The organism is Corallococcus sp. AB045, assembly GCF_003668895.1.
Lineage (GTDB): Bacteria > Myxococcota > Myxococcia > Myxococcales > Myxococcaceae > Corallococcus > Corallococcus coralloides.
On record NZ_RAWN01000074.1, the window covers coordinates 13,124 to 28,703 of the forward strand.

Consider the following 15,580-nt stretch of genomic DNA (forward strand, 5'->3'; position numbering starts at 1 on the left):
GCCTCGTGCACCCCGCCGAACGGCAGACCGACTATCGCTGGCCCCTCCTGTGGGCCGGCGCCCTCGTGGCACTCGTGGGAGCCATCCTCCTGGGGGTGGCCATCTCCGAGTCCGAGGCGTGGGCCGAGGTGGCCGGCGCCCTGGGCCTCTCCTTCGTGGGGTGGGGCGGGCTCGTCCAGTCCTTCGACGCCGGGGCGCTCGCCCTGGGCGCCCAGAAGGCCTCGGCCGTGGCCGGCCCCAAGGCGCTGGTGGCCGGGACGCTCGTCTGGCTGGCCGGCTGGGGCCTCATCGCCGCCGGCATCCGCCGCGCGCCGGCCTCCGGTGAGGGGCCGAGCCCCGCCGCGGGTGCGCCCCTGTACCCGCGCCTGGCGCGCTACCGGGACTTCTATTGGAGCACGCTGGGCGCCTACGGCGGCGGCATCCTCCTGGCGGAGCTGGTGCTCCTGCTCCTCCAGACCGTCCTCTCCAGCGGCGTGCCGTCGGACCTGGGCGGCGCGGCGCGCGAGGCGGGCGGGGGGCTTTCGCTGCCACCCACCATCGCCTTCGCCATCGCGTTCATCGTGAGCATGGGCGTGGCGTTCGCGTCCGGCTTCGTGGGCGCGTCCCGGGCGCAGCGGCTGTCGTTCCCGGAAGCCACCATCGGCGTGTTCTACCTGGGCCTGCCGGTGCCCATCCTCCTGTCGCTGATGGAGCGCGTGCCGTCCCTGCAACTGGCGCTGGGCTACCGGCTGCGGGAGGTGACGTACGTCGCGGGGCTCATCGGCCGGCCGGAGCTGGCGTACTGGCTCGTCTTCGCCGCGCTGGTGCTGGCGCTCGTGCTGGGCATCAACACGGGCTTCATCGCGGCGGGCAGCGGCCGGGTGGACCTGCGGCTGGGCTTCGAGCTCTTCGTCGCGCGCCGGCACGTGGCGGTGTTCCGCCCGTCGCTGCTGTTGGGCGCGCTCGCGGTGCTGATGTTCGGCATCATCCCGCCGCTCATCGTCTACTTCATCATCCGCGGGGCGGAGGCCGCCGTGGAGCGCACGCGCGTGAAGTCCCTGGGCCTGGCGGATCCGCTCGCCGCCGCGTCCGCGCAGCACCGGATGAAGCTGCACGAGCAGTCGCCCACCATGATGATGACCGCCCTGTCGGTGGGCGGCGTGGGCGTGGGCGTGATGGCGCTCATCATCGTGCTCAGCGTGATGAGCGGCTTCGAGGCCGACCTCCAGCAGAAGATTCTGGGCACCAACGCGCACGCGGTGGTGTCGCGCTACGCAGGCGATTTGCCGGACTACGACAAGGTGATGCAGCAGGTGAAGCGCGTGCCCGGCGTGGTGGGCCAGACGCCCTTCATCATCAACCAGGTGATGATCGCCTCGGAGGGCAACGTCGACGGCGTCATCATCAAGGGCATCGACCCGAACACGGTCGGCTCGGTGACGGACCTGCCGCAGAACATCCTGCCCGGCGGCGACCTGGGCCACCTGGAGCAGCCCGGGAAGATCCTCCCCAGCAGCGCGGTGGAGGACGCGGATGGCGGGAAGGACGCCGAGGAGGAGGACCCCATCATCGGCAAGCCCTCCAAGCCCGCGAAGCCCACGGTGCTGCCGGGCATCATCATCGGCCGGGAGCTGGCGGCGTCGCTGCGCGTGGTGGTGGGGGACCGGGTGAATGTCGTGTCGCCCCTGGGCACGGAGCTGGGGCCGTCCGGGCCCATCCCCAAGAGCCGCGCGTTCCGGGTGGCGGGCGTCTTCTACTCGGGCATGTACGAGTACGACTCCAAGTTCGTCTACATCCTGCTCAAGGAAGCGCAGGACTTCTTCGCGGTGAAGGGCGCCACGGGCATCGAATTGAAGGTGGCGGACATCGACGACGCGCGCCGCATCGCCAACCAGGTGGTGCGCGTGCTGGGCGGCTACCCCTACCGCGCGCGTGACTGGGGCGAGATGAACAAGAACCTCTTCTCCGCGCTGCGCCTGGAGAAGCTGGTGATGGGCATCATCCTGTCCATCATCATCATCGTCGCCGCGGGCCTCATCGTCGCCACGGTCATCATGCTGGTGCTGGAGAAGCGGAAGGAGATATCCGTCCTCAAGGCGCTGGGTGTCCCGGACGGCGGCATCGTGAAGATATTCCTCGCCGAAGGGCTCCAGATTGGCGTGGCCGGCGGCGTGCTGGGCCTGTTCTCCGGCCTCGCGTGGTGCCTCTTCATCGAGAAGGTCGGCATCAAGCTGGATCCGGAGGTCTATTACATCCCCGCGCTGCCGGTGCGCATCGAACCGGTGCAGACGGCGCTGGCGGTGATCATCGCGGTGCTCGTCACCTACCTGGCGTCCATCTACCCGGCCCTCAAGGCGAGCAGCGTGGAACCGGTAGAAGGTCTGAAGGCGGAGTAGCCATGGCGCTGTTGTCCATCCGCAACGTCTTCAAGAGCTACTTCCTGCACGGCAAGCGCATTGACGTGCTGCGCGACGTGTCGTTGGACATCAACGCCGGCGAGCTCGTCTCCATGATTGGCGCGTCCGGCGCGGGAAAGAGCACCTTCCTGCACGTGCTGGGCACGTTGGACGCCCCCGCCGCCGGTGAAGTTCTCTTCGACGGTAAGTCCGTCTTCTCCATGAACGACGCGGAGATCGCCGAGTTCCGCAACCGCACCATCGGCTTCGTCTTCCAGAGCCACTACCTGTTGCCGGAGTTCACCGCGCTGGAGAACGTGGCCATGCCCGCGCTCATCCAGCGCAGGGACCGCGGCCCCTCGTACGCCTACGCCCGTGAGCTCCTGGAGCGCGTGGGCCTGGGCAGCCGCGTGGACCACCGCCCCGGCGAGCTGTCCGGCGGCGAGGCCCAGCGCGTGGCCCTGGCGCGCGCGCTGGTGCTCAAGCCCGCCGTGCTGCTCGCGGACGAACCCACGGGCAACCTGGATCCCACGACAGGCGAGGGCATCCACCAGCTCCTCCGGGACGTCAACCGGGACCTGGGCATCACCGCCGTCGTCGTCACGCACAACGAGACGCTTGCTCGCTCCATGCCCCGCCGTCTGAGACTGGCCGGCGGGCAGGTGTCGGAGGCCTGATGGCCGCTCGCTTTTGGATTGAGGGGCCCTCCCCCCATCCCGTACATTGCCCCGCCTTTTCCTGGCCGGACTGCACTTGAGGCTCACCGTTCTGCGCAAGTCATTGCTCCCGCTGCTGGCGGTCGCCCTGTGGGCGTTCGGGCCCGTTTCTGCCTACGCCCAGGTGGACGTGGACGCGGGCTCGCCCGCCGTCGTCCCCCCGTCGACTCCCGCCGCCACGCCCGTGTCGCCTCCAGATGGAGGCTCGCCCTCGGGCGCGGACGCGCCGCTGGCCACCTCGCCGGACGACGAGGACACGAACGTCTCCTCGTCGGATCGCGTGGTGGAGATCCGCATCGAAGGCAACCGCCGCGTGGAGTCGGAGGCCGTCCGCCGCGCCCTGCGCACGAAGGTCGGTGACCCGCTCACCCGCTCCGCGGAGGACCTCCGCGCCATCTGGGCCCTGGGCTACTTCACGGACGTGCAGCTGCTCGCGCAGCGCATGGCCAACGGCATCGCGTACGTGGTGCGCGTGTCGGAGCGCCCCACCATCCGCGCCGTGCAGCTCCAGGGCAACGAGGAGCTCAACGCGGAGGACCTGAAGGAACAGCTGGAGCTCAAGGCCGGCGCCATCCTCGACATCGAGGCCGTGCGCGCCACGCAGAAGAAGATCCAGGAGAAGTACGTCGAGAAGGGCTACTTCCTGGCGGAGGTGACGTACCGGCTGGATCCGGTGGAGGGCGGCGCCGCGGTCAACGTCGTCTACGTCATCAACGAGCACTCGAAGGTGATGGTGAAGCAGATCATCCTTCAGGGCGCGGAGAAGGTGTCCCCGGAGGAGCTCAAGGCGACGATGATTACGAAGGAGGGCGGCTTCCTGTCCTTCTTCACCGGCGAGGGCACCTACCGCGAGGAGGCCTTCCAGCGCGACCTCGCCGTCATCCAGATCGCCTACTACGACCGCGGCTTCATCAACGTGCGCGTGGACAAGCCCACCGTGCAGCTGTCCGCGGACAAGCGCGACATCTACATCACCCTGCACATCACCGAGGGTGAGTCGTACGACATCGGGAAGATCGACTTCGCGGGCGACCTGGAGCGGCCGCCGGAAGAGCTGCTGAGGCTGATGAAGTCGCGCCCCAAGGAGCGCTTCAACCGCGGCCAGCTCTCCACGGACATCTCCGCCATCTCCGACGTGTACTTCGACAAGGGGTACGCGTACGCCAACATCAACCCCGTCACCTCCGTGAACGCGGAAGACCGGACGGTGGACCTCACCTTCGACATCCAGAAGGGCCCGCTCGTCAACATCGAGCGCATCGACGTCGTCGGCAACACGAAGACGCGCGACAAGGTCATCCGCCGCGAGCTGCGCGTCTACGAAGGCGAGCTCTACAACGGCACCGGCGTGAAGCGCAGCCGCGAGCGCGTCACCGCCCTGGGCTTCTTCGAGACCGTCGAAATCACCCAGCACCCGGGCAGCTCCGACAACGCCATCGTGTTGCAGGTGGAGGTGAAGGAGAAGGCCACCGGCACCTTCCAGGTGGGCTTGGGCTTCTCCAACGTGGAGAACTTCATCTTCACGGCCCAGGTGTCGCAGAACAACTTCCTCGGCTGGGGCCAGAGCGTGTCCGCGTCCGCCCAGATTTCGGGCCTGCGCTCCCTCGTCCAGCTGTCGTTCTACGACCCGTACTTCCTGGACACGAACTACCTCTTGTCCGCGGAGTTCTTCCGCGTGCAGGCGGACTACGAAGGCTTCATCCGCAACTCCACGGGCGGCACCGTCTCCCTGGGCCGCCAGCTGGTGGACGACGTGCTCGCCACCGTCGGTTACTCGCGTGAGTACGTGGACGTGCAGGCGGGGCAGGGCATTGGCGCGGTGCTGCTCGCCAACCAGTTCCAGTCCGGCGTCACCAGCGCGCTGCGCCTGTCCGTGTCCTTCGACCGGCGCGACAACCGCCTCTTCCCGTCGCGCGGCTTCATCCACTACGGCTCGGTGGAGACGGCGCCCTCGTTCCTGGGCGGCACGTTCCTCTTCAACCGCTACACGGCCTACTCGCGCCTGTACTTCCCCCTGCCGCTGGGCCTGGTCTTCAAGACGAACGCCACGCTGGGCTACGTGCAGCAGCTGGACTCCAGCAAGCCGCTGCCCATCAGCGAGCTCTACTACGTGGGCGGCATCAACACGATCCGCGGCTACTACCTGCGCAGCATCAGCCCCACGCTGCTGGTGCCGCGCGCGGACAACCCGGACGCCAACGTCACCGAGTTCCGGGTGGGCGGCAACAAGCAGCTCATCTTCAACTTCGAGCTGGAGTTCCCCATCTTCGAGAAGGCCGGCCTGCGCGGCGTGCTCTTCTACGACGCCGGCAATGCCTTCGGCTCAAACGAGAGGTTCTTCGAGGACCGGCAGGACAAGCTCCCGCTGGGCCTCTTCCACTCGGCGGGCTTCGGCTTCCGCTGGTTCTCGCCCATCGGACCCCTGCGCTTCGAGTGGGGAATCCCGCTGACCAAGCGGCCGTCGGACGACCCCATCCTGTTCGAGTTCACGATCGGTAACTTCTTCTGATAGGCATTGACCCCAAGGCCTTCCCGGTACGTCCTCCTCCGCCCCACCCGGGCGGAAGTGAACAGGCCGGGATGGCGGACGTCGGAGCCTGCAGCACCCTTTCCGAGGAGCCTTGACCCATGTCGCTTCGAAGCACCCTGGCGGCCGCCGCCGCTGTCCTGTCGCTCGCCCTCCCGGTTGCCGCTTCGGCCGCCGAGCTCAAGGTGGCCTACGTCGACCTGCAGCGCGTGCTGCTGGAGGTGGATGACGGCAAGGCCGCCAAGGCCCGTCTCCAGAAGTGGCTGGAGGACCGCCAGAAGGAGATCGACAAGGAGCAGGAGGCGCTCCGCAAGGAGAAGGAGACCCTGGACAAGCAGGCCAGCGCCATGAGCGAGGCCACGCGCACCCAGAAGGCCACCGAGCTCCAGAAGAAGGTGATGGAGCTGGCGCAGAAGTACGAGCGCAGCCGCGCCGAGGCCGCCAACAAGGAGCGCCAGGAGATGGAGCCCATCGTCAACCGCATCGACCAGGTCATCGCGTCCATCGCGGAGCGGGACGGCCTGGGCATGGTGCTGGACAAGCGCGACTCCGGCATCGTCTTCGCGCTGTCCCAGTACGACATCTCCAACGAGGTCGTGCGCAGCTACAACAACAGCGCCTCCAAGAAGCCCGCGCCGGTGGCCAAGGACGCCCCGGTCAAGAAGTAGGCGTTGGACACCCCCGTGCCATCCGCACCCAACGCGCACCGGCTGGGGGACATCGCCACCCACGTCCGGGGTGAGCTCCTCGGCGACCCCGGACTGCTCGTCCATGGCCTGAACGGCCTGGAGGAGGCAGTCCCGGGGGAGGTGTCGTTCTACGGCAACCCCCGCTACCGCAAGCAGTTCGAGGCCACCCGCGCCTCGGCGGTGCTGGTGGGGACGGATGCGCCCGCTCGCGACGGCGTGGCCCTGGTGCGGGTGCCCAACCCGCACCTGGCCTACGCGAAGCTCCTCGCCCTGTTCCACCCGGCCACGCGGCCCGCCGCGGGCATCCACCCGGCCGCCCACGTGCACCCGGAGGCCACGGTGCACCCGGAGGCCACCGTGAAGGCCGGGGCGGTGGTGGAGAAGGGCGCCCACGTCGGCGCCCGCACGGTGCTACACCCTGGCGCCTACGTCGGTGAAGGCGCGCGTGTCGGCGACGACTGCGTGCTCTACCCGCACGCCACGGTGCGTGAGGGGTGCGTGGTGGGCTCGCGCGTCATCCTCCACGCCTCGTCGGTGGTGGGCGCGGACGGCTTCGGCTTCGCCTTCGACGCGGAGGGCGAGGACGGCCCGCGCCACTTCAAGATTCCCCAGGTGGGCATCGTCCGCATCGAGGACGACGTGGAAGTCGGGGCCTGCACCTGCATCGACCGCGCGACGGTGGGTGAAACGGTGGTGGGCCGCGGGACGAAGCTCGACAACCTGGTGCAGATCGCCCACAACGTGCGCGTGGGCCCGCTGTCGCTCATCTGCGCGCAGGCGGGTGTTTCGGGTTCGGCGGAGGTGGGCACCGGCGTGGTGCTCGCGGGGCAGGTGGGCGTGGTGGGCCACATCCGCGTGGGAGACCTGGCCAAGGTCGGCGCGCAGTCCGGCGTCGCCCATGACGTTCCAGACGGGCAGGTCGTCAGTGGCAGCCCCGCCATCCCCCACAAGGACTGGCTGCGCGCCAGCGCCGCGTCGGGGCAGCTGGCGGATCTGCTCAAGGAAGTGCGCGCCCTTCGCAAGAGGGTGGAGCTGTTGGAGAAGGAGAAGGGCGGATGATGGACATTGGCGAGATCCAGGCGCTGCTGCCGCACCGCTACCCGTTCCTCCTGGTGGACCGGGTGGTGGAAATCGTGCCGGGCCAGAAGCTCACGGCCTACAAGAACGTCACCATCAACGAGCCCTTCTTCAACGGCCACTTCCCGGGGCACCCGGTGATGCCGGGCGTGCTCATCCTGGAGGCGCTCGCCCAGGCGACGGCCATCCTTGCGTATAAGACGGAAGCCATGGACCCGACGCGGCTCGTCACGTACTTGATGGGCGTGGACAACGCGCGCTTCCGCAAGCCGGTGGTGCCCGGAGACCGGCTCCAACTGGACATTGAAGTCATCCGCCACAAGGGCGCCATCTGGAAGACGAAGGGTGTGGCGTCGGTGGATGGCGCCAAGGTGGCGGAAGGGGAGTTCCTCGCCACCGTGGTGGACAAGAACAAGGCAGCCAAGGGCGACGAGAGCGCGGCGCCGTAGGGCGCGTCATTCGCGCTGCTGAGGAGAGAAGGACATGGCGCAGGTTCATCCCACCGCGGTCGTCCATCCGGGAGCCCGGCTCCACGACACCGTGGAGGTGGGGCCGTTCTCGGTCATCGGGCCCCAGGTCGTCATTGGCGCGGGCACCCGCATCGGGCCGCACGTCGTCATCGAGGGCCGCACCACCCTGGGAGAGCGCAACCACCTCTTCCAGTTCTGTTCCGTGGGCGCGGCGCCCCAGGACCTGAAGTACGCGGGCGAGGACACGGAGCTCGTCATTGGCGACGAGAATCAAATCCGTGAGTTCGTCACGGTGAACCTGGGCACGGTGGCCGGCGGCGGCGCCACGCGCCTCGGCCACCGCAACCTGCTGCTCGCCAACAGCCACATCGCGCACGACTGCGTCGTGGGCAATGAGGTCCTCCTGGCCAACGGGGCCGCGCTCGCGGGCCACGTGGTGGTGGAGGACTCGGTGAAGATTTCGGGCCTCGTGGCGGTGCACCAGTTCACCCGGCTGGGGCGCTACGCGTTCATCTCCGGCGGCTCCATGGTCACCATGGACGTGCCCCCGTACTGCACCGTGCAGGGGGACCGGGCCACGCTGGTGGGCCTCAACACCGTGGGCCTGGAGCGCGGCGGCTTCACCGAGGAGCAGATTGGCCGCGTGAAGGAGGCCTACCGCATCCTCTTCCGCTCCAAGCTGGGGCTCCAGGATGCGCTCGCGCAGCTGCGCGGGGAGCTCTCCGGACACCCGGAAGTGGAGCACCTGGTGCGGTTCGTGGAGACGAGCAAGCGCGGCGTCACGCGCTAGGCCCTTTCACGAGGGAACGGAGGGGAGTGGGTGGAGCGCATCGGGCTCATCGCCGGTAACGGCCAGCTTCCCTTCCTCTTCGCGCGGGCCGCCCGTGCGCGCGGCCTGGAGGTGGTGGTGGCCGCGCACCGGGGAGAGACGGACCCGGCGCTGGAGCAGGAGGTCGGCCACTTCGCCTGGGTGCGCGTGGGGCAGGTGGGCCGCATCCAGAAGGTCTTCCGCCAGGCGGGTGTCTCCCGGGCGGCCATGGCGGGCGGCATCGGCCGCGTGCGAGCGCTCACGGAGGCCCGGCCGGACCTGGGCGCGGTGCGCATCATCTCCCGCCTGCGCAGCTTCCGGGACGACGCGCTCCTGCGCGCGGTGGCCGCGGACTTCGAGTCACAGGGCATCACCATCATCGCGCCCACGGACTTCCTGGGCGAGGTGCTGTGCCCCGAAGGGCACCTGGCCGGCCCCGCGCTGAAGCCCGCGCAGGAGAAGGACGTGGCCCTCGGCAGGGAGGTGGCGGTGCTCCTGGGGCAGGCGGACGTGGGCCAGACGGTGGTGGTGCGGGACGGCCACGTGCTGGCGCTGGAGGCCGTGGAGGGCACCGACGAGACCATCCGCCGGGGCGCGAAGCTGGGCGGCCCGGGCGCGGTGGTGGTGAAGCGCTGCAAGCCGGAGCAGGACCTGCGCTTCGACTTGCCCGCCGTGGGGCCCCGCACGCTGGAGGTCATGGAGGAAGTAGGCGCCCGGGTGCTGGCGCTGGAGGTAGGGCGCACGGTGCTGTTGGACGCACCCGCCCTCTTCGCGGGGGCCACCGCGCGAGGCATCACCCTGGTGGGCGTGCGGTAGGCTCGCCGGGAATCCGTTCCCCCGGGCTGGAGTTGCCTCCCCACCTCCTCCCGCGACGCCGAGGTTGACGCCGCATGTCCGTCCGACTCGTACCTCTCGTGGCCCTGCTGGGTCTGCCGCTCACTGCCTCCGCGGAGGCCATCCGGGTATCGCTGGAGGGCAAGGCGGCGCTGGGTGAAGGCGTGCCCGCGCTGCTCATCCACATCGAGGAGCCCATCGACGGCTTCGAGGTGAAGCTCAAGCGCAGCGACGGCAAGACGGTGGAGCTCAAGGGGGGCGGCAAGCCGGGTCTCACCCGCCGCGTCGCCCTGGAGCAGCCGGAAGGGAAGTTCCACTACGAGGGCGAGCTCACCGTGCGGTTCCCGGGCGGGGCGGAGCCGGGAAGCATGCCTCTCTCGTTCGACACGGAGCTCAACGGCCCGCTGAAGATGGAGGTGCGCCCGGAGGACGTGGACGTGTCCGGCCGCAAGCTGCGCTTCACGTTGTCGCGCCCGGCCGCGAAGACGGAAGTCACGGTGAAGATGGACACCGGCAAGACGGCCTTCGCGGGCGACGTGGACTTCAAGGGCGCGCCCGCGGGCACGCCGTTGGAAGTGAAGTGGCTGCCGGCGGAGGGCAAGGTGATGCACATCCGCCTGAGGGCCTACGACACCTCCGACTTCTACACGGGCGTGGACCTCTACCCGTGGCAGGTGGACATCCCGCATGAGGAGGTGACCTTCGCCTCCGGCCGCTCGGACGTTCCGCCGGCGGAGAAGGGCAAGCTGGACGCCAGCTACAAGAGCATCACGGAGGCGTTGAATAAGTATGGCCGCTGGGCGTCGCTGCGCCTGTACGTGCTCGGGCACACCGACACGGTGGGCAGCACGAGCGACAACCGCGAGCTTTCGCTCAAGCGGGCGAAGAGCATCGCGTCCTACTTCCGCCAACGGGGCCTGAAGGTACCAGTGTTCTACGAGGGCTTTGGTGAGCAGTCCCCGGCGGTGCCCACGCCGGACGAGACGGCGGAGGCTGCCAACCGCCGCGCCGAATACATCATCGCGGTGGAGGACCCGTCCCTGACGAACGCGCCCTTCGCCCCTCGCTGGCGCAAGCCTTGAGGTGTCACATGGTGGAACTTCCTCGCATCCGTTGGGCGCTCGCCGTCGCGGGCCTGGGCTTGCTGGGGACGGTGGGCTGCGCGCACTCGGTCCCCCTCGAGCAGCGCGTGCAGGCCGAGGACGAGAAGTGCACGCTCCTCCAGGCGCTGATGCGCCAGCCCGCGCCCGCGAAGGCCATCCAGAAGTTCGTCGCCGAGGGCAAGGAGGAGAGGGCCCCCGTGGTCGTCTACGTGCGCCACCCGGAGGAGGCCTCGCTGGAGCGCTTCTTCACCGGCGACACCCAGTGCGCGAACGAATCGTTCAAGGTCGTGCAGGAGAACGTGGTGGACGCCGTGGTGGTGTACCTGCAGGAGGTCCAGGGCGGCTACGCGTACGACGCGCAGCGCTCCAGCCCGGACCGCCTCACCATGGACGGCCGTCCCCAGGGCACCGTGCGCAAGGACGGCACCGTGTGGGTGGCGGGCGCGGACGCTATTTGAGCAGGTCCTTCGCCCCGTCCGCGATGAACTGCACCGCGATGGCGGCCAGGATGAGCCCTGACACGCGCTCCAGGATGGCGACGCCGGACTGACGCAGCACCCGCTGCACCAGGCTGGACGCGTTGAGGATGAAGTAGGTCGCGGTGAAGGTCAGCACCACCGCCGCGACCACCGGCAGCGCGGACACGAAGGACGTCCCGGAGCGCGCCATCAGCACCATGGCGGTGGCGATGGCGCCCGGCCCCGCGAGCAGCGGAATGGCCAGCGGGACGATGGCCACGTCCTCCTTCACCACGCCCTCTTCTTCTTCCGTGGGGCTGGTGCGCGTGGAGGAGGGGCGGGCGCGCAACATGTCCAGGGAGGTAATCAGGAGCAGGATGCCGCCCGCCACGCGGAAGGCGCCCAGCGACACGGCGAACACCTGGAAGATGACGCGGCCGAAGACGGCGAAGAACAGCATCATCCCGCACGCCACCAGACAGGCGCGCAGGGCGGTGCTGCGGATCTGCTGCTTGGTGTCCCCCGCCGTCATCGCCAGGAACAGCGGCACGACGCCAATCGGGTCCACCACGAAGAAGATGGCGGACAGCGACACGAGGAAGGTGGACACCATACCGGACGTCGACATGGTGCTTTAGACCGTGAAGCGCAGCTTCCAGACCATGCCCAGCGCTTCGACGAAGATCTTCTTGTTCATCTTCGAGTGCCCCACGCGCCGGTCCTCGAACACGATGGGGACCTCGCGCACGGTGAAGCCCTTGCGCAGGGTGCGGTAGGTCAGCTCAATCTGGAAGGCGTACCCGGTGCTGCGCACCTCATCCAGGTTGATGCTCTCCAGCACGCGGCGGTTGAAGCACTTGAAGCCGCCGGTGAGGTCGCGCACGTCCACGCCCAGGATGCTGCGCGCGTAGAGCGAACCGCCTCGGCTGATGATCTTCCGGCCCACGCCCCAGTTCACCGTGCCGCCGCCATCCACGTAGCGCGAGCCCAGCACCAGGTCCGCGCCGCCTTCCGCAGCGTCCAGGAAGGTGGGCAGGTAGCGCGGGTCGTGGCTGAAGTCCGCGTCCATCTCCAGGATGTACGTGTAGCCCTCGGCCAGGGCCCACCGGAAGGCGGCCAGGTACGCGCGGCCCAGGCCCTCCTTCTTCTCGCGGTGGAGCACGCGCACGCGCGGGTTCTTCGCGGCCAGCTCGTCCGCGAGCTGCCCCGTCCCGTCGGGCGAGTTGTCGTCGACGACGAGGATGTCCACACGGGGGTCCGCCGCCAGCACCGCCTGGGTGATGGGGCCGATGTTGTCCCGCTCGTTGTAGGTGGGGATGCAGACCAGCGCACGGTTCATGACCCGGCGGACATACCCCAAACCCGGCGCTGGAACAGCAGAACCGACGCCAACCCGGTCGGTTCTCCGGCTCAGGCGACAGGGCGCGGGGGCAGCAGCTCCAGCACCGTCTGGGCCGCGCGGTGGGCGGCCCCCACCTCGCCCAGGCGCCCGCGCACCTCGGCCAGGCCCTGGACCATGGCGTCGCGGGGCTCGCCCGGCAGCCACACGCGCCGCACCTCGGAGGCGATGTTCTCCGGCGTCATCTCCCCCTGGAGCAGCTCCGGCACCACGCGCCGGCCCGCCAGCAGGTTGATGAGCGACACGAAGGCCACCTTCAGCATCAGCCGGCCCACCCAGTACGTCACCAGCGACACGCGGTACACGACGACGAGCGGCCGCTCCATCAGCCCCGCCTCCAGCACCGCCGTGCCGGAGGCCACCACCGCGGCGTCGCTCGCGCCCACGACCTCCGGGGCGCGCCCGTCCACCAGCACCGGCGTCACGCCGCTGCCCTCGAAGCGGGAGAGGATCTCCTCCTTCGCGATGGTGGGCGCCACCGGCACCACCACCTGGAGCCCCGGCCGCTCGGAGACGAGCTGCTTTGCGGCCCCGACGAGGGTGGGCAGGATGCGGCGGATCTCACTCATCCGGCTGCCGGGCAGCAGCGCGAGCGTGGGAGCGTCCTCGGGCAGGCCCAGGCGCTGGCGGAACTCGCGGGCGCTGGCGGACTTGGGCATCTGCTCCAGGACAGGACTGCCCACGTAGCGTGCGGGCACCCCGGCCTCCCGGTAGAAGTCCTCCTCGAAGGGAAGGATGCAGAGCATCCGGTCCACCAGCCGCTGGATGGTGCGCACGCGGCCCCGGCGCCAGGCCCAGATCATCGGGGACACGTAGTAGGCCACCGGGATGCCTAGGGCCTTGAGCTTCTTGGCCAGGCGCAGGTTGAAGTCCGGGATGTCCACCAGGATGGCGCAGTCGGGGCGGCGCTCCTCGGCGGCCTGGGCCAGGTCCTTCATGATCCGCAGGATGCGGGGGATGCGGGGGAGCACCTCGGTGATGCCCATGACGGACACTTCCCGGGCGTCGTGGATGAGCTCCACCCCCCGAGCGGCCAGCCGGGCGCCTCCCATGCCGAAGAAGGTGAGGTCGGGGCGCAGGGCCTGGAGGGCGGCGACGAGCTCCGAGGCGTGGGTGTCGCCGGAGGCCTCGCCGGCCACGACGAGGATGCGGGGGGAGGATGGCTGCGTCATGGGAGGCAAGACCCTCATCGTAGCTGATGCGCGGAGGGAGGGAGGTTGTAGACTGCGGCCCCCTTGAAGACGCTTCTGCTCGCTGAGAGCCACCCCCCGACCCTGGAGCACCTGACGGGCTTGCTCTCGCAGGCCGGGTACACCGTTCGGGCGGTGAATGACGCCGTGATGGCGTTGGAGCACTTCTCGGCGGACAACCCGGACGTGGTGGTGCTGGGCGTGGACCTGCCGCGCGTGGAGGGGCAGCACGTCGTGCACCTCATCCGAGGGCACAGCCAGGGCGGGCGCGTGCCCATCGTGGCCATCGACAAGGGGCACCTGGGCCGCGCGAAGGGCGTGAGCTCGGTGCTGGACCTGAAGGTCAACGCGTACATCCCGGATCCGCTCAAGCCGGGGGAGCTGGTGCCCCGCCTGGAGGCGCTGGTGAAGGCCGCCCAGGCCATCCCGCTCACGGGCCTGGCCGCCACGCTGTCGAGGCCCGCGGTGGCGGCGGGGGACCTGAAGTCCTTCCCGCTGCCGGCGCTGCAGCACTCGCTCTACCGGCTGCGCCGTGACGGCGTGCTGGTGGTGGCCCTCAAGGGGCTGTCGCGCCGGGTGTACTTCCTGCGCGGCGGGCCGGTGAACTTCGACTCCTCCGCGAAGGAGGACGCGCTGCCGCGTTTCCTGCGCGAGCGGCGGGTCCTCACGGAGGCGCAGGAGCAGCCAGTGGTGGAGTCACTCGCCTCCGGGCTGCGCATCGGCGCGGCGCTGGCGGACGTGGGCGTGGAGGCGGTGGGCGAGGACCTGCTGGCGCTCCTGCGCGACTTCACCAGGGACCGGCTCGGACGCGTGCTGGCCATGCGCGAGGGCCGTTACGCGTTCTACGCGGGCGACGAGTTCTCCTCCGAAGTGGCCTCCGTGGATCAGCCCGCGCTGGCCCCGCTGCTGGAGGCCGCGCGCCGGCGGATGCCCCTGCGGGTGGTGGCGAACGCGCTCAAGGCGCACCTGAACGAGTACCCGGTGCGCTCGGCGGACTTCGGCCGGGACCTCCAGTCGATGGCGCTGGACACGGAGGACCTGAAGCTGGCGATGCAGGTGAATGGCCGCATCGTGCTCAAGGACCTGCTCGCGCACGGACGCGCGGAGCTGCGGGCGGCGTACACGCTGCTGTGGTTCCTCAAGCTGACGGGCGGGGTGACGTTCTCCGCGACGCCGGTGGCGACGGGGACGGACGTGTTGAGCGCGGCGGTGGTGCCGGACGTCATCGCGCCGCGCAAGCGCAAGAGCCTGCCCGCGGAGACGGCGGCGGCGCTCCGCGAGGAAGCGGTGCGCATCATCACGCGCAGCTACTTCGGCGGGCTGGGCCTGGACCTCGCGGCGGACAAGGAGGCGGTGGAGCGCGCGTATCACGAGACGGCGATGCGCTTTCATCCGGACACCTACGCGGAGTTCGACCTCTCCGACCTGCGCGACCTGTTGGAGCAGGTGCAGGAGAAGCTGTCCGCGGCGTACCGCGTGCTGAGCGTGGACGAGAAGCGCCGCGCCTATCTCCAGTACTTCCTCAGCCGGCAGGAAGTGGTGGGCCGCGCGACCGCCATCAACGTGGACGCGGAGCTCGCGCTGCGCCGGGGCGAGTCCGCGATGAAGCGGGGCGACTACAAGGCGGCCATCCAGGGCTTCGAGGAAGCGGTGTCACTCAACGGCGGCGAGCCCGAGTACTACTCGTACCTCGCCTGGGCGAAGTACCGGGGCTCGCCCGGGCCGCTGATGCAGCGGGCGCTCGCGGCGCGCAAGGTGCTCAAGCAGGCGCTGACGTTGGATCCGTACCTGGAGCGGGCGCAGATCATCGCGGCCATCATCGAAATCGACCTGGACGACGCGCCGCTCGCGCGCAAGAAGCTGATGAAGGTGCTGGAGCTGAATCCGTATTCGGTGCTCGCGAGGGCGGCGTTGCAGAAGGTGGTGAAGTAGTC

The 15,580-nt window shown here is 69.5% G+C and carries 14 protein-coding genes; 11 read left to right on the top strand and 3 right to left on the bottom strand.

All coding sequences use genetic code 11. The features are described 5' to 3' along the window. Positions 1-5 precede the first annotated feature (5 nt). The 10 genes from D7Y21_RS19195 (at position 6) to D7Y21_RS19240 (ending at position 11,057) form a co-directional block, all read left to right on the top strand. On the top strand, positions 6-2,375 hold the full coding sequence (locus tag D7Y21_RS19195) for an ABC transporter permease (RefSeq protein ID WP_121714886.1): 2,370 nt from the start codon (positions 6-8) through the stop codon (positions 2,373-2,375). A gap of 2 nt (positions 2,376-2,377) precedes the next feature. Further along, positions 2,378-3,052: an ABC transporter ATP-binding protein gene (locus D7Y21_RS19200; protein ID WP_120567698.1), complete on the top strand. Its 675-nt coding sequence runs from the start codon at positions 2,378-2,380 to the stop codon at positions 3,050-3,052. 76 nt (positions 3,053-3,128) lie between these two features. Then, positions 3,129-5,600: an outer membrane protein assembly factor BamA gene (bamA, locus tag D7Y21_RS19205; protein ID WP_233592039.1), complete on the top strand. Its 2,472-nt coding sequence runs from the start codon at positions 3,129-3,131 to the stop codon at positions 5,598-5,600. A gap of 119 nt (positions 5,601-5,719) precedes the next feature. After that, positions 5,720-6,286: an OmpH family outer membrane protein gene (locus D7Y21_RS19210; RefSeq protein ID WP_120567696.1), complete on the top strand. Its 567-nt coding sequence runs from the start codon at positions 5,720-5,722 to the stop codon at positions 6,284-6,286. Positions 6,287-6,301: 15 nt separating this feature from the next. Then, positions 6,302-7,366: a UDP-3-O-(3-hydroxymyristoyl)glucosamine N-acyltransferase gene (lpxD, locus tag D7Y21_RS19215; RefSeq protein ID WP_120567760.1), complete on the top strand. Its 1,065-nt coding sequence runs from the start codon at positions 6,302-6,304 to the stop codon at positions 7,364-7,366. Continuing rightward, positions 7,363-7,833: a 3-hydroxyacyl-ACP dehydratase FabZ gene (gene fabZ / locus D7Y21_RS19220; RefSeq protein ID WP_014395495.1), complete on the top strand. Its 471-nt coding sequence runs from the start codon at positions 7,363-7,365 to the stop codon at positions 7,831-7,833. The genes lpxD and fabZ overlap by 4 nt, the downstream gene beginning before the upstream one ends. A gap of 34 nt (positions 7,834-7,867) precedes the next feature. After that, positions 7,868-8,644: an acyl-ACP--UDP-N-acetylglucosamine O-acyltransferase gene (lpxA, locus tag D7Y21_RS19225; protein WP_121714888.1), complete on the top strand. Its 777-nt coding sequence runs from the start codon at positions 7,868-7,870 to the stop codon at positions 8,642-8,644. Positions 8,645-8,674: 30 nt separating this feature from the next. Further along, complete coding sequence (locus D7Y21_RS19230) at positions 8,675-9,478, top strand: LpxI family protein (protein ID WP_121714891.1); 804 nt, start codon at positions 8,675-8,677, stop codon at positions 9,476-9,478. A gap of 74 nt (positions 9,479-9,552) precedes the next feature. Further along, positions 9,553-10,578, top strand: coding sequence for an OmpA family protein (locus D7Y21_RS19235; protein WP_121714893.1), 1,026 nt, complete (start codon positions 9,553-9,555; stop codon positions 10,576-10,578). Between the two features lie 8 nt (positions 10,579-10,586). After that, positions 10,587-11,057 (top strand): hypothetical protein, encoded by a 471-nt coding sequence (locus D7Y21_RS19240; RefSeq protein WP_121714895.1) that lies wholly within the window; start codon positions 10,587-10,589, stop codon positions 11,055-11,057. On the opposite strand, the gene D7Y21_RS19245 is transcribed toward D7Y21_RS19240, so the two are convergent. From D7Y21_RS19245 to lpxB, 3 genes are all read right to left on the bottom strand, one after another. Next, positions 11,050-11,685: a MarC family protein gene (locus D7Y21_RS19245; protein ID WP_120567691.1), complete on the bottom strand. Its 636-nt coding sequence runs from the start codon at positions 11,683-11,685 to the stop codon at positions 11,050-11,052. The two genes, D7Y21_RS19240 and D7Y21_RS19245, sit on opposite strands and share 8 nt — an antisense overlap. Before the next feature lie 6 nt (positions 11,686-11,691). Beyond that, positions 11,692-12,396: a polyprenol monophosphomannose synthase gene (locus D7Y21_RS19250; protein ID WP_120567690.1), complete on the bottom strand. Its 705-nt coding sequence runs from the start codon at positions 12,394-12,396 to the stop codon at positions 11,692-11,694. Positions 12,397-12,467: 71 nt separating this feature from the next. Beyond that, positions 12,468-13,628, bottom strand: a complete 1,161-nt coding sequence (lpxB, locus tag D7Y21_RS19255; protein WP_120567689.1) for a lipid-A-disaccharide synthase — start codon at positions 13,626-13,628, stop codon at positions 12,468-12,470. Between the two features lie 63 nt (positions 13,629-13,691). Here lpxB and D7Y21_RS19260 point away from each other — a divergent pair, with 63 nt between their 5' ends. Next, a complete protein-coding gene (locus tag D7Y21_RS19260) occupies positions 13,692-15,578 on the top strand; it encodes a DUF4388 domain-containing protein (RefSeq protein WP_120567688.1) in 1,887 nt (628 codons plus the stop codon). Positions 15,579-15,580 lie beyond the last annotated feature (2 nt).

What these genes read in the sequence shown, in the direction of transcription:
- D7Y21_RS19250 (WP_120567690.1), bottom strand. Translation starts at nt 12,396, where the DNA reads ATGAACCGTGCGCTGGTCTGCATCCCCACCTACAACGAGCGGGACAAC.
- D7Y21_RS19200 (WP_120567698.1), top strand. Translation starts at nt 2,378, where the DNA reads ATGGCGCTGTTGTCCATCCGCAACGTCTTCAAGAGCTACTTCCTGCAC.
- fabZ (WP_014395495.1), top strand. Translation starts at nt 7,363, where the DNA reads ATGATGGACATTGGCGAGATCCAGGCGCTGCTGCCGCACCGCTACCCG.
- D7Y21_RS19210 (WP_120567696.1), top strand. Translation starts at nt 5,720, where the DNA reads ATGTCGCTTCGAAGCACCCTGGCGGCCGCCGCCGCTGTCCTGTCGCTC.
- lpxB (WP_120567689.1), bottom strand. Translation starts at nt 13,628, where the DNA reads ATGACGCAGCCATCCTCCCCCCGCATCCTCGTCGTGGCCGGCGAGGCC.
- D7Y21_RS19245 (WP_120567691.1), bottom strand. Translation starts at nt 11,685, where the DNA reads ATGTCGACGTCCGGTATGGTGTCCACCTTCCTCGTGTCGCTGTCCGCC.
- lpxA (WP_121714888.1), top strand. Translation starts at nt 7,868, where the DNA reads ATGGCGCAGGTTCATCCCACCGCGGTCGTCCATCCGGGAGCCCGGCTC.
- D7Y21_RS19235 (WP_121714893.1), top strand. Translation starts at nt 9,553, where the DNA reads ATGTCCGTCCGACTCGTACCTCTCGTGGCCCTGCTGGGTCTGCCGCTC.
- D7Y21_RS19240 (WP_121714895.1), top strand. Translation starts at nt 10,587, where the DNA reads ATGGTGGAACTTCCTCGCATCCGTTGGGCGCTCGCCGTCGCGGGCCTG.